Origin of the sequence: Halobacillus seohaensis, from assembly GCF_042663045.1 — a bacterium.
Lineage (GTDB): Bacteria > Bacillota > Bacilli > Bacillales > Halobacillaceae > Halobacillus_A > Halobacillus_A seohaensis.
Map to the genome: position 1 here is coordinate 76,676 of NZ_JBHSZV010000027.1, position 23,804 is coordinate 100,479.

24 protein-coding genes and 1 pseudogene are annotated in these 23,804 nt (G+C 39.3%); 21 read left to right on the top strand and 4 right to left on the bottom strand.

Annotated features, from left to right (window positions below; genetic code table 11):
* Window positions 1-52 precede the first annotated feature (52 nt).
* The 6 genes from ACFQIC_RS11175 to ACFQIC_RS11200 all read left to right on the top strand — a co-directional run bounded on the left by ACFQIC_RS11175 (window position 53) and on the right by ACFQIC_RS11200 (window position 6,546).
* Window positions 53-1,039: a carbohydrate ABC transporter permease gene (locus ACFQIC_RS11175; RefSeq protein WP_390217100.1), complete on the top strand. Its 987-nt coding sequence runs from the start codon at window positions 53-55 to the stop codon at window positions 1,037-1,039.
* On the top strand, window positions 1,040-1,861 hold the full coding sequence (locus ACFQIC_RS11180) for a carbohydrate ABC transporter permease (RefSeq protein ID WP_204709365.1): 822 nt from the start codon (window positions 1,040-1,042) through the stop codon (window positions 1,859-1,861).
* Window positions 1,862-1,887: 26 nt separating this feature from the next.
* The gene (locus ACFQIC_RS11185; RefSeq protein ID WP_204709367.1) at window positions 1,888-3,459 is read left to right on the top strand and encodes a glycoside hydrolase family 43 protein; all 1,572 of its coding nucleotides are present in this window, start codon (window positions 1,888-1,890) and stop codon (window positions 3,457-3,459) included.
* 27 nt (window positions 3,460-3,486) lie between these two features.
* A complete protein-coding gene (locus ACFQIC_RS11190) occupies window positions 3,487-4,152 on the top strand; it encodes a ThuA domain-containing protein (protein WP_204709368.1) in 666 nt (221 codons plus the stop codon).
* Between the two features lie 17 nt (window positions 4,153-4,169).
* On the top strand, window positions 4,170-5,297 hold the full coding sequence (locus tag ACFQIC_RS11195) for a Gfo/Idh/MocA family protein (RefSeq protein ID WP_204709369.1): 1,128 nt from the start codon (window positions 4,170-4,172) through the stop codon (window positions 5,295-5,297).
* A 115-nt stretch (window positions 5,298-5,412) separates the two neighbouring features.
* Entirely contained in the window at window positions 5,413-6,546 is a 1,134-nt protein-coding gene (locus tag ACFQIC_RS11200) for a Gfo/Idh/MocA family protein (RefSeq protein ID WP_204709478.1), read from the top strand.
* Window positions 6,547-6,828: 282 nt separating this feature from the next.
* Here the strand turns inward: ACFQIC_RS11200 and ACFQIC_RS11205 are convergent, their stop codons facing one another.
* The 3 genes and pseudogenes from ACFQIC_RS11205 to ACFQIC_RS11215 form a co-directional block, all read right to left on the bottom strand.
* Window positions 6,829-7,284 (bottom strand): transposase, encoded by a 456-nt coding sequence (locus ACFQIC_RS11205; RefSeq protein WP_390217101.1) that lies wholly within the window; start codon window positions 7,282-7,284, stop codon window positions 6,829-6,831.
* Between the two features lie 43 nt (window positions 7,285-7,327).
* Entirely contained in the window at window positions 7,328-7,531 is a 204-nt protein-coding gene (locus ACFQIC_RS11210) for a hypothetical protein (protein WP_390217102.1), read from the bottom strand.
* Between the two features lie 2 nt (window positions 7,532-7,533).
* Window positions 7,534-7,719: pseudogene (locus ACFQIC_RS11215) on the bottom strand (DUF4372 domain-containing protein); the annotation flags it as partial.
* 234 nt (window positions 7,720-7,953) lie between these two features.
* On the opposite strand from ACFQIC_RS11215, the gene ACFQIC_RS11220 reads away from it, so the two are divergent.
* From ACFQIC_RS11220 to ACFQIC_RS11290, 15 genes are all read left to right on the top strand, one after another.
* The gene (locus ACFQIC_RS11220) at window positions 7,954-8,727 is read left to right on the top strand and encodes an IclR family transcriptional regulator (RefSeq protein WP_204709370.1); all 774 of its coding nucleotides are present in this window, start codon (window positions 7,954-7,956) and stop codon (window positions 8,725-8,727) included.
* A 319-nt stretch (window positions 8,728-9,046) separates the two neighbouring features.
* On the top strand, window positions 9,047-9,697 hold the full coding sequence (locus ACFQIC_RS11225; RefSeq protein WP_390217103.1) for a fumarylacetoacetate hydrolase family protein: 651 nt from the start codon (window positions 9,047-9,049) through the stop codon (window positions 9,695-9,697).
* A 21-nt stretch (window positions 9,698-9,718) separates the two neighbouring features.
* Window positions 9,719-11,179, top strand: coding sequence for an alpha-ketoglutaric semialdehyde dehydrogenase GucD (gene gucD, locus ACFQIC_RS11230; RefSeq protein WP_204709371.1), 1,461 nt, complete (start codon window positions 9,719-9,721; stop codon window positions 11,177-11,179).
* 152 nt (window positions 11,180-11,331) lie between these two features.
* Window positions 11,332-11,463 (top strand): hypothetical protein, encoded by a 132-nt coding sequence (locus tag ACFQIC_RS11235; RefSeq protein WP_390217104.1) that lies wholly within the window; start codon window positions 11,332-11,334, stop codon window positions 11,461-11,463.
* A 263-nt stretch (window positions 11,464-11,726) separates the two neighbouring features.
* Window positions 11,727-12,494 (top strand): IclR family transcriptional regulator, encoded by a 768-nt coding sequence (locus tag ACFQIC_RS11240; RefSeq protein ID WP_204709372.1) that lies wholly within the window; start codon window positions 11,727-11,729, stop codon window positions 12,492-12,494.
* Between the two features lie 129 nt (window positions 12,495-12,623).
* Complete coding sequence (locus ACFQIC_RS11245; RefSeq protein ID WP_204709374.1) at window positions 12,624-13,262, top strand: bifunctional 4-hydroxy-2-oxoglutarate aldolase/2-dehydro-3-deoxy-phosphogluconate aldolase; 639 nt, start codon at window positions 12,624-12,626, stop codon at window positions 13,260-13,262.
* A gap of 17 nt (window positions 13,263-13,279) precedes the next feature.
* Window positions 13,280-14,308: a 2-dehydro-3-deoxygalactonokinase gene (locus tag ACFQIC_RS11250; RefSeq protein ID WP_204709376.1), complete on the top strand. Its 1,029-nt coding sequence runs from the start codon at window positions 13,280-13,282 to the stop codon at window positions 14,306-14,308.
* Between the two features lie 11 nt (window positions 14,309-14,319).
* Window positions 14,320-15,324 carry a tripartite tricarboxylate transporter substrate binding protein gene (locus ACFQIC_RS11255; protein ID WP_204709378.1) on the top strand — a complete coding sequence of 335 codons (1,005 nt, stop codon included), beginning with the start codon at window positions 14,320-14,322 and terminating at the stop codon, window positions 15,322-15,324.
* Between the two features lie 30 nt (window positions 15,325-15,354).
* Window positions 15,355-15,795, top strand: a complete 441-nt coding sequence (locus ACFQIC_RS11260) for a tripartite tricarboxylate transporter TctB family protein (protein WP_204709380.1) — start codon at window positions 15,355-15,357, stop codon at window positions 15,793-15,795.
* A gap of 18 nt (window positions 15,796-15,813) precedes the next feature.
* A complete protein-coding gene (locus ACFQIC_RS11265; RefSeq protein ID WP_204709384.1) occupies window positions 15,814-17,292 on the top strand; it encodes a tripartite tricarboxylate transporter permease in 1,479 nt (492 codons plus the stop codon).
* Window positions 17,293-17,308: 16 nt separating this feature from the next.
* Complete coding sequence (dgoD, locus tag ACFQIC_RS11270) at window positions 17,309-18,457, top strand: galactonate dehydratase (RefSeq protein WP_204709385.1); 1,149 nt, start codon at window positions 17,309-17,311, stop codon at window positions 18,455-18,457.
* A gap of 16 nt (window positions 18,458-18,473) precedes the next feature.
* A complete protein-coding gene (locus ACFQIC_RS11275; RefSeq protein ID WP_204709387.1) occupies window positions 18,474-19,451 on the top strand; it encodes a 2-hydroxyacid dehydrogenase in 978 nt (325 codons plus the stop codon).
* A 202-nt stretch (window positions 19,452-19,653) separates the two neighbouring features.
* Window positions 19,654-20,232, top strand: a complete 579-nt coding sequence (locus ACFQIC_RS11280; RefSeq protein WP_204709388.1) for a biotin transporter BioY — start codon at window positions 19,654-19,656, stop codon at window positions 20,230-20,232.
* Window positions 20,233-20,300: 68 nt separating this feature from the next.
* Window positions 20,301-21,770, top strand: coding sequence for an AMP-binding protein (locus ACFQIC_RS11285; RefSeq protein WP_204709389.1), 1,470 nt, complete (start codon window positions 20,301-20,303; stop codon window positions 21,768-21,770).
* The gene (locus tag ACFQIC_RS11290; RefSeq protein ID WP_204709390.1) at window positions 21,771-22,913 is read left to right on the top strand and encodes a thiolase family protein; all 1,143 of its coding nucleotides are present in this window, start codon (window positions 21,771-21,773) and stop codon (window positions 22,911-22,913) included.
* 70 nt (window positions 22,914-22,983) lie between these two features.
* Here the strand turns inward: ACFQIC_RS11290 and ACFQIC_RS11295 are convergent, their stop codons facing one another.
* Entirely contained in the window at window positions 22,984-23,790 is an 807-nt protein-coding gene (locus tag ACFQIC_RS11295) for a 5'-methylthioadenosine/adenosylhomocysteine nucleosidase (protein ID WP_204709391.1), read from the bottom strand.
* Window positions 23,791-23,804 lie beyond the last annotated feature (14 nt).

Consider the following 23,804-nt stretch of genomic DNA (forward strand, 5'->3'; position numbering starts at 1 on the left):
ATGTGTATGAATGCATGGTGTGGTTTTCTCATCTATAAGTGAGGTGACATGCTTGCAAAATAATTTGGAGAAATTAAATGATGACAATGAACAAAGGGTAGAAGACAAGCAGGTCTATGATCCACCTAAGCCTGTAAAGTTAGCAAAGCCTAAGAAATCAAAAAAGAAAGAAGATCGCTGGGTTATTATTGGATTCTTGGCTCCTGCATTACTGATTTATGGTTTATATGTGATTTATTCCATTGCAATGACCTTTTACTATAGCCTTTTTGAATGGTCTGGTATCGATAACAACATGTTATTCACGGGCCTTCAAAATTATATAACATTAATGAGTGATGGAGTATTTTGGACATCATTACAAAATAATTTTTTATTAGTTGGAGCATCTTTATTGACCCAATTGCCTTTAGGGTTAATTATGGCTCTGCTTTTGTTCAGTCCAGTGAAAGGAATGAAGTTTTTTAGGTCAATTTACTTTATGCCTTTTTTGATGTCAACGGTTGCAATCGGGATATTATTTATTTATATCTACGATGGGAACTTCGGTATCATTAACCAAGTCTTAGGACAAATAGGGTTGGAATCATGGCAAAAAGGCTGGCTTGGTAATGAAGAAACTGCAATTTGGGCAGTAATAGCAACTGTTTGTTGGCAATTTGCTCCCTTTTACATGATTTTATTTAGAGCGGCAATTGTGGGCATACCTGAAGAATTGTACGAAGCCGCAGAGATTGATGGAGCGAATCCGAGAAAGAAGTTTTTAAAAATTACGTTGCCTTTATTAGTACCAACTATTATTACTTCGTCAATTCTTTCTATAATAGGAGCTTTAAAGTATTTTGACTTAATCTATGTCATGACTGATGGAGGTCCTAACAATTCAACAGAGCTAATGGCGACCTATATGTATGAACAAACATTTACTAACTTTAATATGGGGTATGGAAGTAGTATCTCCTTCACTATGTTCATTATTGCTTTAATTGTTACGATTTTCATCATTATATTTGATCAAAAAAGGAAGGGGGAGAACTAAATGTTTAAAAAGTTAAAACAGATGCCTCTTTATCTACTAGCGATTTTACTATTATTGTTCACCGGTGTTCCATTTTTCATCATGGTGAATACATCATTTAAAAGCCAGATAGAGTTTATGAGTTCTCCTTGGTCCTTACCAGAAAACTTTTCATTTGAAAATTACAGGTTATTGTTCGAGTCAGAATTTTTTCGTTTCTTTTTTAATAGTGTGCTTGTTTCAGTAATTTCTGTAGTTGCCGTTATCATTCTAGGTGCGATGGCTAGTTATCCATTGGCAAGAATGCGGTTTAAATTGAATAGACCTTTATTTATTTTGTTTTTGGTCGGTATGATGATACCGATTCATACGACTTTAATTCCGATCTTTCTATTAACAAAAAATCTTGGTCTCTATGATTCAATTTGGGCTTTGCCTGGACCTTACATTGCTTTTGCGCTTCCTGTTTCAATTATAATCTTCACTCAATTTCTCAAGGAGTTGCCAAAAGAATTGGAAGAGTCAGCTAAAATGGACGGTTGTGGTCAATTCCGTTTGTTTTGGAAAATCTTATTTCCATTATTAACACCTGCCGTTGCCACAGTAGCGATTTATAACTTTATTCAAATTTGGAATGAGTTTATATTCGCTCTTGTCTTGACGAATTCTGAAGAAAACGCCACCTTACCACTTGGCTTAAGAGAATTCTATGGGCAATTTTCCGTAAACATACCTGGAATTATGGCAGCATTGACGCTCGGCAGTCTTCCATTATTGTTAATCTATCTAGTCGCACAAGAGAAAATCGTGAAAGGAATTGCTGCGGGATCAGTTAAAGGTTAACAGCAATAGAAAGGAAGGGAAGCTTTATGAAGACCATCGTTAATCCTGTGTTACCAGGCTATCAACCTGACCCCTCTATAGTGAGAGTCGGAGAAAATTACTATATTGCAACATCTACTTTCGAATGGTTTCCGGGAGTCCAAATTCATCAATCACAAGACTTAAAGAATTGGAAACTGCAAACACCCCCACTTACTAGATCGTCACAGTTGGATATGATAGGGAATATCGACTCTGGAGGAGTATGGGCCCCATGTTTGAGTTATTCGGATGGAAGATTCTATTTAATTTTCACAGATGTGAAAAGTAGAAGAGGAGCGTTTAAAGATACGCATAACTATCTCGTAACATCCGAGGATATTAATGGTCCCTGGTCCGATCCTGTCTATTTAAATAGCAGTGGTTTTGATCCCTCCCTTTTCCATGAAGAAGATGGATCAAAGTGGCTCGTTAATATGATCTGGGACCATCGTAAAGGAACGAATTCTTTTGCAGGGATAGCGCTTCAGGAGTTTTCAGTTGATAAAAACCAATTAGTTGGACCGGTGAAAAATATATTCAAGGGTACTGAATTAGGTTTAACAGAAGCACCACACATCTATAAACAACACGGGTATTATTATTTAATTACTGCTGAAGGCGGAACGGGATACAACCATGCTGTGACAGTTGCGCGTTCTACTAGTCTTTTTGGCCCTTATGAAGTGGATCCTGCAAATCCAATTCTTACATCTGATAAAAACGATGAATTACAAAAGGCCGGGCATGCTAGCTTAGTAGAAACCCAAACGGGAGAGTGGTATATGGCACATTTATGCGCTCGTCCTGTTAAAGAAAATAAATGTATGCTAGGTAGAGAAACCGCGCTTCAAAAGTGTTATTGGACCGACGATAACTGGCTCCGTGTAGAAGGTGGACCTCGACCGCAAACGGTCATTCCTGCACCAGATTTGGAGTCTGAACCGTTTAGCACTGAACAAAGTAGAGATGACTTTACTGAACCTCAATTAAAAATGCATTGGAATTCTTTAAGAAGACCTTTTACTAAGGAGTGGATGTCAGTTGAGGAACGAATAGAACATCTTCGACTGAAAGGTCAGGAATCAATGAGCTCTCTCCATAAGCAAAGTATGATTGCTAGAAGACTAGAGAGTATGAATGTGGAAGTGGAGACGAGTATTGATTATCAACCGGATCATTTCCAACAAATGGCTGGATTAATTTTTTATTATGATACAACTGACTATGTTTACTTAAGAATCACCCATGACGAAACCGAGGGGATCATTTTAGGTGTTATCCAATCGAAGCATGGGGAGTATGATGAGCTTTTACAAAAGGAAATCTCCTTGCCAAACCAGGCGTATTATTACTTGAAAGCTCGCTTAACGAAAGAATGGTTGACATTCTATTATTCTTTAGATGGTGAAACATGGAACACGGTCGTAAGCGAGATAGATAGTAGCCATTTATCTGACGACGATGCTGATTTAATTCGCTTTACAGGTACATTTGTGGGGATGTGTGCACAAGATTTAAGTGGACAACTGAAGCATGCTGACTTTGATTACTTTACGTATAATGAACTAGATTCGTAAGTAAAAAACGAAAGGAGTAGAGGGAACATGAAGCATGCTCTGATTTTTCAAGGTGGGTGGCAAGGTCATGAACCTGAAGAGGTTGCAAGTATTCTAGCGAGAATATTGGAAGAAGAGAATTTTGAAGTTACGGTTTCAGATACATTAACCACTTTAGAAAATGAAGATTTAACATCTTATGATTTAATTGTTCCGAATTGGACACAAGGCACAATTTCTGAACAACAACTAACTCCCTTAATGCAAGCAGTTGCTGCTGGTACGGGACTAGCAGGCTTACATGGAGGCCTTGGTGATTCATTTAGAATGGAGACAGACTACCAATTTATGGTTGGTGGACAGTGGGTAGCACACCCTGGTAACGATGGTGTGACGTATACCGTAAATATCAAGGATGAAAACCACCCGTTAACGGAAGGTTTAAAAGACTTCATTGTAAAATCTGAACAATACTATATGCATATTGATCCTGCTATCCGAGTACATGCTTCCACCAAATTTCCAGTAACTTATGGACCACATCAAACGAATGGAGAAGTGGAGATGCCTGTAGTATGGAGTAAAAAGTGGGGGCAGGGGAATGTTTATTATTGTTCGTTAGGGCACGTTGCGGAAATTGTTCGTATGCCTGAAGTTGTTTCTCTGATGAGAAATGGTTTTACATGGGCAGCCAGGAGAAATGAGAATATCTAAGCAGAAGAGGGATGTAGATGAGTAAACTAAAAGCAGGTCTAATTGGTTGCGGGAACATTAGCGATATTTATATTAAAAATGCTGCTCAATTTAACACGTTTGATATTGTTGCTTGTACGGATTTGAACTTAGATGTCGCTAAGCAAAAAGCAAACAAATATGGAATCGCCAACGTATGTAAGAAAGATGAACTCATCAGTGATCCAAACATAGATTTGATCATTAATTTAACTCCTCCATCTTCCCATGCCGAAGTGGCTTTGGAAGCATTGTATGCAGGAAAACATGTCTATAATGAAAAACCTCTTTCAGTTTCTAAAGAGGATGCAATCACCATCTTGGATACCGCCGAGTCTAGAGGCTTGATGGTCGGGAATGCTCCAGATACGTTTTTAGGAGGGGGCTTGCAAACTTGCCGAAAAATTATTGATGAGGGCTTAATTGGAAGACCAGTTTCTGCCACAGCATTTATGATGAATCCTGGACATGAACATTGGCATCCAAACCCTGAATTTTTTTACCAAGAAGGGGGAGGTCCGATGTTTGATATGGGCCCTTACTATCTGACGGCACTTGTAGCACTAATGGGACCGGTCGAACGGGTTACTGGATCTACGAAAATAACCCATCCGGAACGAACCATTACCAGCCAACAAAAATATGGCCAAAAAATAAAAGTAGCAACACCCACTCAAATTAATGGGGTACTTGATTTTAAGAACGGGGCAGTAGCATCTATTATTACTAGCTTTGACACGTTACATCACCAGCTTCCACACATGGAAATCTACGGAACCGAAGGAAGCATGTCAGTACCAGACCCGAACCAATTCAGTGGTCCTGTTTTCATTAAAAGATTCGACGAAAAGGAATGGACAGAATATCCTTTATCTCATGGGTTTACAAAAAATAGCCGTGGCCTTGGAACAGCAGAGTTTGCTCATTCTATCATAAACGGCCAAAATCCAAGAGCAAGTGGCTCTTTAGCTAATCATGTGCTTGATATTATGCAGGGGATCCATACTGCTTCTGATCAGCAGCAACATTATAAGATTACGAGCATTTGTGAACAGCCTAAACCCTTACCTGAAAAAATAAACGAAGGAAATTTTGATCAGTTGCTTAATCTTGAAAAAACGTTTTAGGAAAAACAATAGGATTATCACCTGAGGAATCCAACTTGATTAATTATAATGATATGATAGTAATGGGAGGGTGATAAGGGTGAAGAAAACTAACAAGAAGGAAATTAATATTGGGATGATCGGATACCAATTTATGGGTAAAATGCATAGCCATGCTTACCGTGATATGCCGTTCTTTTTTAAAACATCAGTGAAACCTGTACTAAAAGCTATTTCAGGAAGAAAAGAAGAAGCTGTGAGACAGGCTGCTGAAGAATTTGGCTGGGAAAGCTATGAAACGGATTGGCGTAAAATGATAGAACGCGAAGATATAGATGTCATTGATATTGTAACTCCAAATCATACCCATGCAGAAATCGCTATTGCAGCTGCTGAAGCAGGTAAGCATATTCTTTCAGAGAAGCCACTGGCATTAAATGTAGAAGAAGCGAAGCAGATGTATGATGCTGTACAAAGGAATAACGTGGTCCACATGATTTGTCATAACTATCGTTTTGCCCCGGCTGTACAATATGCTAAAAAGTTAATTGAAGAAGGAAGGATTGGGAAAATCTATCATATTCGTGCCAACTATCTTCAAGACTTTATTATGGACCCTTCATTCCCTCTTATTTGGCGTTTGAAGAAAGAGGTTTCAGGGTCTGGAACTCTAGGGGATATTGGAGCCCATAGTATAGATTTAGCGAGATTTTTGGTTGGGGAAATTGGTGAAGTCAGTGGCATGATGGAAACCTTTATTAAAGAAAGGCCTATCGCCGATTTAACGGGAGGATTATCGGCAACCACAGATCTTAAAGAGTATGGTGAGGTCACGGTGGATGATGCTGTCGCCTTTCTTGCTAGATTTGATAATGGGGCTATGGGAACTTTTGAAGCAACGAGGTTTGCTGGAGGAAATAGAAACAAAAATAAATTCGAGATCAACGGGGAAAACGGTTCAATACGGTGGGATATGGAAAACATGAATAACTTAGATGTCTATTTTACGGACTCACCGCCAGGACTTCAGGGTTTTCGTACCATTAATTGTACAGAAGAGGAACACCCTTATGCCGGTGCATACTGGCCTCCGGGACACATCATTGGATATGAACATACGTTTATTAATTTAATCCATTCGTTTATTACCGGGATTTCTAATAACGAGGCGACTGCACCTGATTTTCAGGATGGAGTTATAAATCAAAAGGTTATGGAAGCAGTTGAACAATCAGCTCTCAATAAAAAATGGATGAAAATTCAGATTTAAAGCAGCTGTTAAATTTCCGTCTGAAGTGGCAGTTGATACGGAAGAAGATCGTTATAACCGCAAACGATTCAATGGTGCATCTATCGTTATCAGAATAATTAGACTTGACTGTATATTGCTCTAGTTATATATTGTATCACTAGTGTTGCATGAATAGGTTCTGAAAATTCAGTTTATTAATTTTCTCTCATAAGAGCCAAAAAGGAAACCTGAACGAAAGGTGGTTCTGCCCATTTAGTAATATTATACAATTAAGCCGAAGTGACAACGACAGGTTATGTTTTACGGCACCGCACGATTTTCTAGTCGTCTTATCCATTGGTAGGAAGGTTTCCAAATCAGGCGTTTCAGCCAGCGAATAATCTGGAGTACTTTTCTTTTGCTTCCTGTTTCCAATTGAATGAAGACATGAAGACAGTAGACGATCAGAGCCACATATACTTGATTCTGGACTGCTGTTTCACTTAAGCAATAAAACGTTTTGATTTTCACGTGTTGTTTCAACCTTTTGAAAAAGAGCTCAATGGCCCACCGTGAACGATAAATCTCACTGACTTCCTTAGGACTAATGTCAAATCGATTCGTAATAAGGCTTAGCGTTTTTTCATTGTCATCTTTTACTTCAACGATTCGAAAGGCGTTTTCAGCCCGTGTTTGTGGCGTGCCGAGCCATACCATTTTGTCAGAGAGAATGTTTTCATCTTCTCCCGTGTCAAAGGAATCAATGGCTCGAGTCACCGTATTTTTTTCACGCGAGACACAAAAAAGTATCCATCATCGGTCATCCGATCAAAGCGTTCAAAATCGAGGTACCCGCGATCAAACACATACATACATACATACATACATACATACATACATACATCGCATTCGGATGATCCAATAGGACTTCCAACTGTCCGCGGTCGTGTTCCTTCGCCCCTGTCATTGTGAGTTGATCAGGATATGTCATATGCTTATCCATCACGACTAACCGTAAGTGCACTTTCAAGCCAGCTTTCGTTTTACGTCGACCAATGCATCACTCATCTCACTTAGACTATCCCATTCGTCTAAGTGAGCTAAAAGTAAAAGCTTCAAATAGGATTCTGTGGATAGTTTTTTTGTGTAATAGTCAAGTTTCAACGCGTCGACTTGCTTATATAAAAGATTAAAATTAATGGGAGAGACCCATTTACCAAATGATTAAAATAGTGTATTCATGTCCATATGTGAGTCCTTTATTTTTGGATTTGGACAGGAAAACCACCTGCCTTTTCATTATAAAGGATTTTTTTATAGCATAAACTATTTTTTTAATATTCCAACTATATAGAATATTCGATTATATTAACGCAACACTAGTGATATTGTATGTAATGTAATAAACAAATTCATAGCATTATCTTTAATGTAAGGAGCCTTAGGATGCCAATCATTCAATCCGTAGATAGAGCATTTAAAATCTTAGACTTGTTTAATGAGTTTACTCCTGAACTGAAAATTTCAGAAATCAGTTTAAAGCTTGGGTTAAATAAAAGTACCGTCCACTCTCTGCTCAAGACACTGAAGGAACATGACTATATTAGTCAAAATGTGGAGACGGGAAAGTATAGCCTGGGGATGAAATTAGTAGAGCGCTCCAACTTCTTAATGAATAGCATGGACATCAGATCCATAGCCAAACAACCATTAGTTGAACTTTCAATGGATACAGGTCTTGCGGTTCATTTAGTGATATTAGATGGTCATACGGGTGTGTATATTGATAAAGTTGACAGCCCTACTGCTGTCATCGGGTATTCACGTTTAGGAAGGCGAGTCCCTGTTCATTCGAGTGCAGTTGGAAAGGTGTTGTTAGCTTACCAATCAGAAGAAGCAAGAAATGAAATTCTTGAGAATTATCACTACCAAAAACATACGGAAAAAACAATTTCGACCTATCAGGCTTTTCAAGAAGAGCTCACCAAGGTTTTAGAAAACGGTTACGCAATTGACGACGAAGAAAACGAGCCAGGAATTACTTGTCTAGCTATTCCGATTTACGATCATGCAAGTAAAGTAACAGCAGCGGTCAGTATATCAGCCCCATCTGCGCAATTTGCAGGTGATCACATTCACCCTGTTATATCAAAGTTGAAACAAACAGGTGTAGCCATTTCTAAGAAGTTAGGCTATTCTTCTACTTTAGCTCAAGCATAAAGTAGATATTTTTTAACTTTATATCAAAACGGAGTTTTATAATATAAAACAAAGGGTGGTTCAATGAATATTATTAAATTTAAAAAAGAGGATGAAACGTCGCAATTAGCAGTTGTAAATGGGTAAGGAGTAATTTATCCCTTACCCTATAAGGACTTCCTAAATATCATTGAAAAATCGGAAGAGCAAGAAGTCTCGTGCCTATCATTAGTGAACAAGGCAATTCAAGACGTACCAACCCCTTATACAAGAGTTGGAAGAATTGTCATTAATGCTTCCTCTAGATGCTTATGAAGTGTGGGCGTCAGGAGTAACATATTTGAAAAGTAAGCGGGCACGAAATTACGAGGCATATGAAGACGAAGAAGCTAAAGATTCCTATTACGACAAGGTTTACGATGCCGATCGTCCAGAAATCTTTCTGAAGTCAACAGGGAGAAGAAACATAGGCCCTCAACAACCGGTTTACCTACGTAATGATTCAAAGTGGCAAATACCTGAACCTGAGTTAGGGCTTGTATTAAACAGACAAGGTGAGATCGTTGGCTATACAGTGGGAAATGACATGAGTAGCCGTGACATAGAAGGAGAAAACCCATTATATTTGCCACAAGCTAAAATTTGGAAGCATTCCTGTTCATTCGGTCCTTCCATTCGCCTTTCTGAAACTGTAGAAAATCCATATGATTTAATGATCACTTGTAAGATTATTAGAAATGGAACAACAGTATTTGAGGAAAGTGCCAGTACATCACAATTAAAAAGAAAATATACCGAATTAGTAGAATATTTGATGCGTGATAATGAACTGTTTGATGGTACGGTTCTTTTTACCGGTACCTGTATTATTCCAGATAATGATTTCACTTTAGAAAAAGGTGATCTGATTGAAATTACGATACCAGAAGTAGGAACTTTGAGTAATCCAGTTAAAGAGCTGGCTGTACCAAATAAAATAACCATATCTTAAAACTATGTAGGAGGTATTTTTATGCAACCAACAACACAAACACAAAACTTTTTAAACTTTATTAACGGGAAATGGAGTCAGTCAGATTCCAGTGAAGTTATTGAAAGCACAAATCCAGCCAATCCAGCTGAAACAGTAGGGTACGTGCAAAGCTCTACGAAACAAGACTTAGAACAAGCGGTGGAATCCTCGAAAAATGCTCAAAAGAAATGGAAGAAACTTTCCGGTGCTGAAAGAGGCAATCTGTTATTTAAAGCTGCTGAAGTTTTAGAAAATAATATTGAAGATATAGCAGAAACCATGACCCGAGAAATGGGAAAAACTCTCCCTGAAGCTAAAGGAGAAACAAACAGGGGCGTAGCAATTCTTCGATATTATGCAGGAGAAGGTATGAGGAGTGAAGGGGATGTGATTCCTTCAACGGATAGTTCTGCGTTAATGTTTAGTAAAAGAGTTCCACTTGGAGTTGTAGGCGTAATCACACCTTGGAATTTCCCAGTGGCAATTCCTCTTTGGAAGATGGCTCCGGCACTTATTTATGGAAATGCGGTAATTTTGAAACCGGCTTCAGAGGCAGCTGTAACCGCTGCAAAAGTCATTGAATGTTTCGAGAAGGCTGGCTTACCTGAGGGAGTAGTCAATTTTGTAACAGGCAAAGGTTCTGTTATTGGACAAGGCTTAGCCGAACATAAAGATGTAACCGCTGTAACTTTTACAGGCTCAAACGCCACTGGAAATCATATCGGACAAACCGTGGCTGCTAGAGGCGGTAAATATCAATTAGAAATGGGTGGAAAAAATCCTCTCATCGTAGCGGACGATTGTGATTTAGACTTAGCTGTTGATGCTGCAATAAGCGGTGGATTAAAGTCAACCGGACAAAAATGCACGTGCAGCAGTCGGGTTATCGTCCAAGAAGGTATCTATGATCAATTCAAGCAAAAGCTACTTGAAAAAGTAAATGAAATAACAGTCGGAGATGGACTAAAAGAGCAATCATGGATGGGGCCTTGTGCAACAAAAAGCCAGTATGAAAATGTACAGAAATATATAGAAATTGGGCAAAAAGAAGGCGCTAAATTAATATATGGAGGAAGCCCTGTTGATAATGATACGAATGGTTATTACTTAGAGCCAACGATCTTTGATCAAGTGGAAACTTCTATGGCTATAGCTCAAGAAGAAATTTTTGGTCCAGTTCTCGCTTTAATGAAAGTAAGAACGGTTGAGGAAGCGATTGAATTAGCTAATGATGTTGAATTTGGCTTAAGTGCTTCAATCTTTTCAAAAAATATTGATCACATCCTTTCTTTCATTGACGACATTGAAGCTGGTTTAGTACGTATAAATTCAGAAACTGCCGGTGTTGAATTACAAGCTCCATTCGGCGGAATGAAAGCTTCAAGTTCTTACTCAAGAGAGCAAGGAGAGGCAGCAAAAGAGTTCTTTACCACATATAAAACTGTATTTTTAAAAGGATAGTACTATTGGGCGATATAGGATATCGTCAGTGACCTACCACATTAAAATGATAAGAGTCCCTTTCCATAAATCGCTGATGGCTATGGAGGGGCTCTTATTTTTGCTTATTATTTGTTTTTGGGAGAGTTGTTGAATCATTTACAATGATAGACATGAATACATTTGCATTTTTCCTTTTAGTAGCTAGATCTTCAAATGATTCAAGTGATCTGCAGATGGAGAAAACGGTGAAATTGGAGTTGCGGAATTGGCTTTTAGTGGTTGAGATGCTGTCTGGACTTTAATGATAAGTAAGGTGAATTGAAGTGTATTATCTAACAGTAACTCATGACGAATACTGACTAAGTTTAGAAATTCTTGAATCATGAGCTTTTGCTAGTATTCCTTTAGATACACATGCTCTACGTCAAACATTTGAAAAAGGTAACGTTTTGATGAGATGGTAATCAATTTTAGAGAAAGTCGTCCCTTGGCGGCTTTTTTTCCTTTTAAATCCATAAATTATGGTATAATCCGAGTGAATCAATAAAAGTTCGGAGGGCATAGAATGACAAAAAAAGAAGCAACTACCGTCCAATCGGTAGACAGAGCTTTACACATTTTAGACATATTAAAAGAATATCCAAAGGGATTAGGAGTGACGGAATTATCTTACCGTTTAGACGTGTCGAAAAGTACAATTCATAGGTTGCTCAGTTCACTATTGCAGCAAGGATTTGTAAAACAAGATATCGAAAATGAAAGATATGTACTTGGGTTAAAGTTGATTGAACTTGGGGAAGTCGTTTCTAGTCACTTAGATATCCGAAAAATTGCCGCACCTTATCTTAACCAACTTGCAGAATTAACTGGGGAAACGGTTCACCTTGTCATGATGGATAACTTAGAAATTGTATATATAGATAAAACTGAATCGGAAGCGACCATTCGAATGTTTTCCAGAATCGGAAAGCGAGCGCCCATGCACTGTACGGGTGTAGGAAAAGCAATTTTAGCATTTTTACCCCCTGATAAAATTGAAGAGGTTTTAACAGATCGACCCATGACTAAATTTACTGATTATACAATTACAGATAAGGACGAAATGAACATGCATTTAAAGGAGATTAGAGATCGAGGCGTTTCCTTTGACCTAGAAGAGCATGAAGAGGGAATAAAATGTGCTGCCGCGCCGATTTTTAATTACAAAGGAGAAGTAGTAGGCGGGATTAGCGTAGCTGGGCCAATTATGAGAGTGGATGAAGAGAAACTGAAGTTTTTCTCTCAAGAGATCCATAAAACGTCAAACCAAATATCAGAGTTACTAGGGTTATAAAAAAACAGATGTTGACAGCGTTTTCACTTAGGGTTATACTTTCCTTAAAATACTAGAAAAAGCTGTTCTTAATTTTTTTGGACCAATAACGGAACGGTGTTCCTTATTAAGGAACTAGGAGGTTCTCAAATGGATCAGACAATAAATCGAATAAATGAGGAGAAGATCATTGCGATTGTAAGGTTGAGTAGTACAAATCATGTTGAGAATATTGTCCAAAGTTTAGTTGAAGGCGGCATTCGAGTGATTGAAGTGACCCTTAATACACCTGGAGCTTTGGAGAGCATTAAGAAAATAAAAGAAAACTATCGGGATTTGATAGTCGGAGCTGGTACGGTGCTCGATAGCGTGAGTGCTCAATCGGCAATTCAAGCGGGTGCTGATTTTCTTTTAGCCCCCACCTTAAGTAAAGAAACAATTCAAATGGGAAATCGCTATGGCGTTCCAGTGATTCCTGGCGTTATGACGCCGACAGAGGCATTAACCGCATACGAATTTGGAGCAAAGGCAGTCAAGGTTTTCCCGGCTAGATCTGTTGGTGATAGTTTTGCAAAGGATTTAAATGGTCCATTGCCATTTATAAAAGTTATGGCAGTTGGAGGCGTATCACTGGATAATACCGCTGATTACTTTAACAAAGGATGGCATTCCGTAGGAGTTGGGAGCTCTTTAGTAAGTAGCCAGCTGATCGAGGATGGAAATTTTCAAGAAATAACATCGAGAGCAAAACAATTTATTGAGATCAGGGATCAAGTGGACAATCAATAATGAAAGGTGGTGAGAAGATGATTATATTAATCGATTCAGGAACAACAAATTCACGAATCCGGTTAGTTGAAGAGAGCAGCGTGACAATTGTAGATGTCTTGAAATTGGAGGTGGGTGTCAGAAATACAGCCATTCATGGTCATAACGAAAAATTAAAACAAGATTTAGCAGAAGGTATTCAAAAATTACTCGACCAACATTCCCTAACTGAACATGACATCAAATACATAGTCGCAGCTGGAATGATTACTTCAAACCTTGGTCTTTATGAAGTCCCTCATATTGAATCGCCAGCCCGATTCGAGGATTTCACCAATGCCGTTCAAGTCGTTGAAACAGAAGAATTTTTAAATATTCCATGTCTTTATGTCCCGGGAATGAAAAACTATGTGACGGATTCTTTGGAAGAAGAGTTAAGTGTCATTAATCAATATGATGTCATGAGGGGGGAAGAGGTTGAAACCTATGGACTACTAAAGCAGGTAAAGACTAAAGGCAAAGGGTTAATGGTATTGCCAGGATCTCACACAAAATACGTTTTAGTAGGCGAAAACCAGGAACTACTGAGCTGTCGATCAACGTTAGGGGGTGAGATGCTAAGGGCAGTAAGGGATCAAACGATTATCTCTGATGCATTAAATGAAAAGCTAGTCGAAGAAGTAGTCCCTGAATATCTTGTGCAAGGGTATTCGGCAGCTCGTAAAGTCGGCGTGACGAGAAGTATGTATCATATTAGATTACTGCAACTTTTTTCAAAGCTAAATGAAAATGAGCGAGCCAATTACTATGCAGGTGCAATTCTTCATTATGATATGGAAGCATTAGAGCAAATGCTAGAAGCAGAACAAGTAGAGTGGATAATGATTGGCGGGTCTGAGCCATTAAGGAGTTTATTCTATCATCTACTAATCTATGTTAATGAATCGGCCAACATTATGATGGCGACGGATGAGCAGGTGGAAATGGCCACGGTTTATGGAACTTTAGAAGTAGGTCAGTCATATTTTGAAAATTTTGCAAGAAAAATGAAAGCGTTTAAAAAATAGGAGGGTAATTTATGAAAAATTTTAGTAAGTATTTATCCGTTTTATGTTTAGGGTTATTGTTGCTAGTCGCGGGTTGTAGTGGGGATGAAAGTTCATCAGCTGATAATGAAGATACTGATGCTTCCTCTTTCCCAGAGAAACCGATTACTTTAATTGTACCTTCAGCAGCTGGTGGAGGAACAGATTCAACAGCTAGAGCTCTTGCCAATGCAACTGAAGATCATTTAGGCGAATCTATTGGTGTAGAGAATAAAGAAGGTGGAAGTGGAGCTACCGGTATGACAGAAGGGGCGAATGCAGATCCTGATGGGTATACAGTAAGCATGGTGTTTGTTGAGCTAACGATGCTAAATCACTTAGGTTTATCTGACTTAACAAGTGATCAATTTAAGCCTTTAGGACTTGTGAATCTTGATCCTGCTGCTCTTACAGTTCCAGCAGATGCTCCCTATGACACAATTGATGAGTTTATCGAGTATTCAAAAGAAAATCCGGGTGAAGTAAAAGTTGGAAATGCGGGTACAGGATCTATTTGGCATATTGCAGCTGAAAGTTTTGCTAAAGAAACAGAATTAGAGTTAAACCATGTACCTTTTGACGGAGCGGCACCTGCTGTTACTTCTTTAATGGGCGGCCATATTGACGCTGTAACAGTGAGTCCAGCAGAAGTATTGCCACAGGTGGAATCTGGAGATTTGAAAACACTAGGTGTGATGTCGGATAAGCGTTCAGATATGATGCCAGATGTTCCAACTTTTGAAGAAGAAGAAGTAGACGTAACTCCAGTTGGAACATGGAGAGGATTAGTTGTTCCTGAAGATACACCAGATGAAATAGCAGGAAAGCTTGAAGAAGCATTCCTTAAGGGAGCAGAAGAGGAAGAATTTACTGAATTTATGAAGAATAATGGCCTTGGTCTAGAAGTTAAAAACTCTGAAGAATTTGAAGAATTTATGAATAAGGAAAGTCAATTTTATGGAGATATTATCTCTGATTTAGATTTAGGTAGTAATTAATTGTGAGAGTTATAAAAAAGGAGTTTACTTATGAATCGTCCAAATCTATTTATTGGAGTAATTTTAATTATAGGTTGCTCCATTTATTTCTATGAAACGATTAGTTTTCCATCATCAGAGCTTCAAATGACGAGTGCTGCGTTTATTCCCCGAGTATATTGCATAATAATGCTTATCCTAAGCGCATTTCTCATTGCCAGCAGTTTTAAAGGAGAAGAAGAGGGAGAGAGTAAACCCTCTTTCCTCTACTCCTTTATTGCTATTGGATTGACTGTTATTTATGTCGCTCTTATTCCGTTTATAGGTTTTTTTATTACCACTTTATTATTTATTGTCAGTTTACTAGTCTTTGCAAAAGTTAAGAGTTATATCATTTTATCGAGCGTTCCTATAGGCACACTAGCCTTCATTTATATTTTCTTTGTGAAAATATTAAATGTAAGTCTACCTGTTGGGATCGTATTCCAATAGAAAGGGGGGTGAGGTTATATGTTAATAGAAGGATTAATGAATGCCCTGCAATGGCAAGTCATTCTTATGATACTGGTAGGTTCAGCTATAGGGATATCTATTGGTTCTTTACCAGGTTTGACAGCAGTAATGGGTGTGGCCCTGATTTTACCCGTAACATTTGGAATGGATCCTGTTGCAGGAATTCTTCTGTTGATTGGTGTTTATTTTGGGGCTGTTTACGGTGGTTCTTTAACGGCTATTCTTATTAATACACCCGGTACACCTTCCTCAGCTGCAACTGCAATAGATGGATATGCACTTACAAAAAAAGGGGACGCCCATAAAGCTTTAACCGTTTCTACACTGTCCTCTACAATTGGTGGAATATTAAGTGTTATCGTACTCATATTTATTGCGCCCCAAATGGCCGCATTTGCCTTGAAATTTAGTGCGCCAGAATCCTTTGCCTTAGCAGTGTTCGGGCTATCAATTATATCAAGTATCGCGGGAAATTCATTAATTAAAGGATTAATAGCAGGAATGCTTGGTTTAATGGTGGCAACGATTGGACTGGACCCGATTGGAGGATTTGCCCGGTTTACCGGAGGCAATGAGAATTTAATTAATGGAGTAGACTTAGTACCTGTAATGATCGGACTTTTTGCTGCTGCTGAAGCCTTTACTTCTATTGGGGATCTATTTTCAGCAAAGCGTACAAAAGTTGTTATTGAGAAAACTAAATTGAAATGGGAAGAATTTAGGATTTTAATAATAACGATTTTAAGGTCAGCTGGAATTGGGACATTTATAGGAATGATTCCAGGAGCTGGTGGAGATATTACAGCTTTTGTTGCTTATAATGAAGCGAAGAGATTTTCAAAAGATAAAAGCGAATTTGGTAAGGGTGCATTAAAAGGCGTTGCCGCACCCGAAGCGGCAAATAATAGTGTTACAGGTGGAGCGATGATTCCACTATTGACTTTAGGTATTCCAGGAGACGCGGTTACTGCTGTATTATTAGGTGCTTTAATGGTACAAGGTATACAGCCAGGGCCTATGCTTTTTGAAACGAATGGATCAATTGTTTATACATTATTTGTAGGGATGCTAATTGCGAATATCTTTATTTTAATCTTAGGTTTACTAGGCATTCGATTATTCACCAAAATTCTACTGATTCCTAAGTCTGTTCTAATGCCTATTATTTTAGTCTTGTGTACAGTGGGAGCTTACGCGATTAACAATAACTTTTTTGATGTTATCGTTATGCTGATAGCTGGAGTCGTTGGCTACTTTATGAAACGTTATGATTATCCAGTATCACCTGTGATTTTAGGTTTTATTTTAGGGCCAATGCTAGAGAGCAATCTCAGTCGTTCCCTAGTCATGTCACAAGGAGATTACAGTATCTTTTACACGAGACCGATTACTATAGTACTGCTCTCGCTTGCTGTCTTAACATTGTTTGCCCCATTACTGAAGAAGAAAGTAACTAAGTTGAAAGAAGATAATTAAAAAGGAGCGTTATATTATGAAAATAGTAAGCTATGAACTTTTTCAAGTTCCTCCAAGATGGTTATTTTTAAAGATCGAGACGAGTGAAGGCATTACTGGATGGGGAGAACCTGTTATCGAAGGAAGAGCTCATACCGTAAAAGCAGCAGTAGAAGAACTAATGGAAAATTTGATCGGGAAAGATCCACTCCGCATCGAAGATCACTGGAATATGATGTACAGATCAGGATTTTACCGTGGTGGGCCCATTCTCATGAGTGCTATTGCAGGAATTGATCAAGCATTGTGGGATATTAAAGGGAAATATTACGATGCCCCGATTTATCAACTGTTGGGTGGCGCATGTCGCGATTCGATAAAAGTATACTCTTGGATTGGTGGAGATCGACCTTCAGATGTTGGAAAAGCTGCTAAAGAAGCAGTCTCTACAGGATTCTCAGCTGTTAAAATGAACGGTACAGAGGAACTTCAATATATTGATACCTATAGCAAAATAGATCAAGCAGTAGAACGAGTGGCGAGCGTTCGGGAGAGTGTCGGTAAGGATGTAGGAATTGGAATCGACTTCCATGGAAGAGTACATAAACCGATGGCGAAAATGCTAGCTAAAGAACTAGAGCCATATCGTCCGATGTTTATAGAGGAACCTGTCTTATCGGAGAATAACGAAGCATTAAGGGACATTGCCGCACACACTCATATTCCAATTGCCACTGGAGAAAGAATGTATTCAAGATGGGACTTTAAAACCATACTAGCTGAAGGTTTTGTTGATATTATTCAACCAGATTTATCTCATGCAGGAGGGATTACAGAAACGAAAAAAATCGCTTCGATGGCTGAAGCTTACGATGTTGCAGTTGCTCCTCACTGTCCGTTAGGCCCAATTGCATTAGCTTCATGCCTACACGTAGATGCTACCTCTCATAATGCCTTCATCCAAGAACAAAGCTTAGGAATTCATTATAATAAAGAGAATGACCTGCTGGACTACGTGAAGGATCGCAGTGTTTTTGATTATAATGATGGTCATGTTAAATTCCCAGAGGGACCTGGACTGGGCATCGAAATTGACGAAGATTACGTTCGTAAGCGTGCTGAAGAAGGGCATAATTGGCGAAATCCAGTTTGGAGACATAAAGACCAAAGTATTGCAGAATGGTAAAAAAGGAGTGGAAGCAATGAAGCCGAAAGTTTACATCGCTAAACCAGTCTCACAACAAGTAGAAAACTATATAGCCGAACATTGTGATTATAAAATTTGGCGGGAAAAAGAAGATATTCCGAAAGAAATTTTATATAAGGAAATTCAAGATGTCCAAGGCTTAATGATCCCAAAGGCTAAAGTAAATGAAGATTTCATAAAAAATGCACCACAATTAAAAGTAGTCAGCCACATATCTGTCGGTTACGAAACGTTAGACACAGACCTTATGGAACAGAACGGAATCGTCGGCACACATACACCTTATGTTCTTGATGATACCGTCGCAGACCTTATATTTGGCTTGATTTTATCCAGTTCAAGAAGGTTAAGTCAGCTTGATCGTTATGTGAAAAATGGAGAATGGAACAAACTAGATGATCCTTTCTTTTTGTCAAAAGATGTCCACCATGCAACGTTAGGCATTATTGGCATGGGTAGAATAGGAGAACAAGTTGCGAAACGGGCCAGCCTGGGATTTGATATGGACGTTATTTATTATAATCGCAGTGCTCGTCCAGAAGCAGAAGAAAAGTACGGTCTCGAGAAGAAAGAATTAGAACAGGTTTTACAAGAATCAGACTTTGTTCTGACCATGGTCCCTCTCACGGACGAAACTCATCACTTAATTGGTAAAGAAGAGTTGAAGCTCATGAAAAAGGACGCCATTTTAATCAATGCGTCCCGAGGAAAAGTGGTAAATGAACAAGCGCTCATACAAGCATTACACGATGGAGAAATTGGAGGAGCAGGTTTAGACGTGTATGAAACAGAACCAGTAGAAGCGACCAACCCTCTACTGCAAATGGAGAACGTCGTCACAACTCCTCATATCGGTTCAGCCACCGCAAACGCTCGTGAAGCAATGGCAATGAAAGCCGCGGAAAATTTAGTCGCAGGTGTGACGGGTGGAAAACCTGAAAATGTAGTGAAAGAGTTGAAACATTTAGTGTAAACGTTGTAAATAAAAAACACCCCGGTAGCTGAGCGTGTATTAGTTGCCGGGGTGTTTATATATATTGATATTTAAGCCAAGACACCTCATAGTCAGATTTTTACCAATTAACCTACGTTAACCATCGAAAAATATAGTTGACAAAGTTAATTGCAATACTGTATTCTTCACTCATACATAACATGAAAAGTGGGTGCTGATTATGAAAATAAGAACAATGGTTTATGCCTCTTTATTTGCTGCTATTATAGGAGCACTTGGCTTATTACCGCCAATTGTGACTCCGTTTACTCCTGTACCGATCACGGCCCAAACTCTAGGGGTGATGCTAGCTGGTTCGATCTTGGGTGCTAAGCGAGGCGGATTAAGTCTATTACTCTTTGTTTTACTTGTTACATTTGGAGCTCCGCTGCTCTCAGGAGGAAGAGGTGGCCTTGGGGTGTTATTTGGACCTTCTGGTGGTTACATTATGGCATGGCCATTTGCTGCTTTTTTCATAGGTTTCTTTGTTGAACGTTTCTGGAAAAAGCTCAATATCGGTCTTTATATTGTGTTCAATGTGGTTGGTGGGATTCTTTTAGTTTATGCTTTTGGAGTGACCTACTTATCTTGGATAACGGAAACCCCATGGACGAAAGCGATGTGGGCAGCACTTATTTTTATTCCTGGTGATTTGGTGAAAGTAGTTGTAGCTTCATTGCTCGCTCGACAACTTAATAGAGTTTATCCAATAATCGGAAAAGAGGATAGGCGTTCTAATGAACGTACGAACGCTGCCTAAAGTGAGGGTTTGCCTTAATTATGGCAAACCTTTTTTCAACATAAGTTAATAGAATGAGGTGAAAAAGTGTGGCTTGTATTGGAGAAAAAATAAGAGAAACTGCGAATCAATATCCTGAACGGGTAGCGATTAAAACGGATAACGTCACCATAAGTTACGAGGAGTTCTACCAATCTAGTAAATTTTATCAGCAGAAATTAGCTTCTATATTTTCGAGTATAAAAGGGAAAAAGGTTGGCTTCTTATTACCCAATCAGCGGAAATGGTTAGAGTTATTTATAGCTATCAGCTCAAGTGGAGGGATTGCCATTCCGTTTGACCCAAAATGGAGTGCGGCTCAGTTGAAAGATGTGATTGGAGATGCTCAGCCTGATCTCGTTATTTATGATCAGGTTTTTGATGATCGAGTGGAGGATATTTTCTGTAGCGATTCTGTATGGATAGATGAATTGGAAGGATTACTGAACACGGATGAGAATCCTGAACAAGTTTCTGATCACGATCCTTTCTATATTGGCTATACGTCAGGTACGACGGGTCAGCCAAAAGGTTTTATAAGAAGCCATGCCTCTTGGGCGGATTGTTTTTCGTTGGGGCGCGAAGTGTTTTCTTTGGATGAGACCGATCGAATGCTATGTCCAGGACCTCTTGTGCATTCCCATTTCTTATATGCTGCGGTCCAGTGTTTACATATTGGTGCTACCTTACATTTGCCATCTGCTTTTGATGCGGATGAAACGTGGGAGTTGCTCCAAACAGAAGACATCTCGGTCATGTACATTGTTCCTACGATGTTTGAAGCGTTGAATAGAATAAGGGTTAAACAATCCTCCAAGAGCCTAAAGGCATTGATTTCCTCGGGAGCGAAATGGCAGGAACCATCGAAGCAGGCAGCCATTCAAGTTTTTCCTAAGGCGACTATTTATGAGTTTTACGGGGCATCTGAATTGAGTTTTGTCAGCTATCGTGTCGTGAATGAAGAAAGTCTCCCTGAAGGAACGATTGGATTTCCTTTTCCTAAAGTGGATATTTCGATTCTTTCAGATAATGGAAAGCAGGCTAGGCAAGGAGAAGTCGGTAATTTGTGTGTGAAGAGCCCTTGGGTATTTGATGGTTATTTGAATCGGCCAAAGGAGACGAATCAAGTATTTCACGGTAATTGGGCGACGGTAGGTGATCTAGCTTTTGTGGATGAGGAAGGTTATGTCATCCTTAAAGGGCGGAAACAAAACATGATTATTAGTGGCGGTCTTAATATCTATCCAGAAGAAGTGGAACAAGTGATTCGAGATCATCCCTCCATTGATGAAGCAGCAGTCATCGGAGTAGAAGATGACTATTGGGGAGAAAAGGTCGTTGCTTTTGTCACCTGTACGGAAAAAGCGGTGTTCACTATAGAGGATATGCAAAAGTATCTTTATAACGTTTTACCTAAATATAAATGTCCGAAAGAATGGATCCAGGTCGACAATTTTCCATATACGAGCAGCGGAAAAGTAGCGAGAAATGAATTACGAGTGCCGGCAAGGAGGAGTTAGATGCAGGACGTCGTTATTGTAAAAGCAAAACGCACACCCATAGGGAAGCTAGGAGGTGTATTATCTCGAGTTCCTCCTGAGCAATTGATGCAACCCATTTTAAAAAGCTTAACTAAAGACATAAATCCAGCCGAAATTGATGATGTCATTCTAGGGAACGTAGTTGGTCCAGGAGGTAATATGGCTCGGCTGTCTCTGTTGACCGCGGGATTACCGATGACTGTGCCAGGAGTAACCATAGATAGGCAGTGCGGTTCTGGTTTAGAAGCAATCAATATGGCGGCCCGACTTGTCCAAGCAGGTGCCGGAGAAATCTACATTGCTGGAGGAGTTGAAAGTACTAGTTTAGCCCCTTGGAAAATAAAGAAGCCCGCATCGATCCACAATCCGAACGGGCCGGAATTTTATACGAGAGCAAGATTTTCTCCAGACTCAATCGGGGATCCAGAGATGGGAGAAGCGGCTGAGAATGTGGCAGAACATTATAACATCACACGAGAAGAACAAGATGATTTTGCCTTTCACAGTCAACAAAAAGCAGTAATGGCCCAGCGAAATGGGGAATTTGACGAAGAAATCCTTCCAGTAGAGGGGATCGATACCGACGAATGTCCTCGCCCAAATATGTCACTGAAGAAATTGGCCCGACTAAAGCCGGTATTTAGACAAGGCGGGACGGTGACAGCAGGGAATGCCTGTCCGATGAATGACGGAGCGGCTGCTGTCTTGATCATGTCTTTGGAAAAGTGTCGGTCACTGGGATTGAAGCCGCTAGCTCGATTTGTTGACAGTACATCCGCAGGGGTAGACCCAAATCTGCTTGGTATTGGCCCCATCCCGGCGATAGAAAAGTTATGGAAACGTCAGAATCTAAGTGAAAAAGATATTGACTTGATGGAATTTAATGAAGCCTTTGCCTCTCAAGTGATCGCTTCATTGAACAGTCTGGGTATTCCTTTTGAAAAAGTAAACCGATCCGGCGGTGCCCTAGCGTTAGGTCACCCATATGGAGCCTCAGGTGCTATTCTAGTAACTCGGCTTATGACAGAATTAGGCAGAGGAAATGCTAGTAGAGGAATTGCCACTCTAGGGATTGGTGGAGGATTGGGTCTTGCTACTTTATTTGAAGCCATCAATGAATGAAAACCACCCCTTAAAACGTTACTTTTAAGGGGTGTTTTTTTAATTAAGAGTAGAATTGAAAACTATATATCTACATTTCTTCAAGAATTTTCTCAATCACTTGGCTGGAGTTTTGAGCCGCCTCTTCCACAAAGTTTTCCTGAATTTCAGCAGCTTCTTCTCCTGCATCGTCAGAAGCCGAGCGAATAACAACATATGGAATATTATTCAAGTAGGCAACTTGTCCCACAGCTGCACCTTCCATTTCAACTACATAAGCATTAAACGTATCATAAATCCACTCGGTTTTCTCTTTTTCAGCGATAAACTGATCCCCTGTTGCAATGCGACCTTCAAATACATCGACATAATCAGGTAATCCCTTTGTTCCTTTTCTAGCTAAATTGATAAGCTCTTCATCAGCTTTAAAGAATTTTGTATCCATGTAAGGAATCTGACCAGGTTCGTATCCTTTTGCCGTTTCATCCATATCGTGATGGACGGTTTCTGTAGAAATAACAATATCTCCAAGACCTAAGTCTGGATGAATTCCTCCAGCGACTCCTGAATTGACTAGTAGATCTACATCAAATTCACTAACGAGAATTTGTGCGGCTACGCTTGCGTTGACTTTTCCAATTCCTGATTGAACGAGTACAATAGGTTGTCCTTTCAGTTCACCTTCATAAAAAGTTAATTTACCTTTTTCTTTAGTATTTTCAACATCCATATGAGAGCGTAATAGATCTATCTCTACCTCCATTGGTCCAATGATACCGACTGTGTCTTTTTCTTGTTCATTCGCTGCTGATGTTTCTTTAGCTTGCTGACCACAACCTGTAATGATAAGGGCAATCATCAACAATCCAAGAATATTTTTCGCTAGTGTACGAGCCATTATGTTTGTCCTCC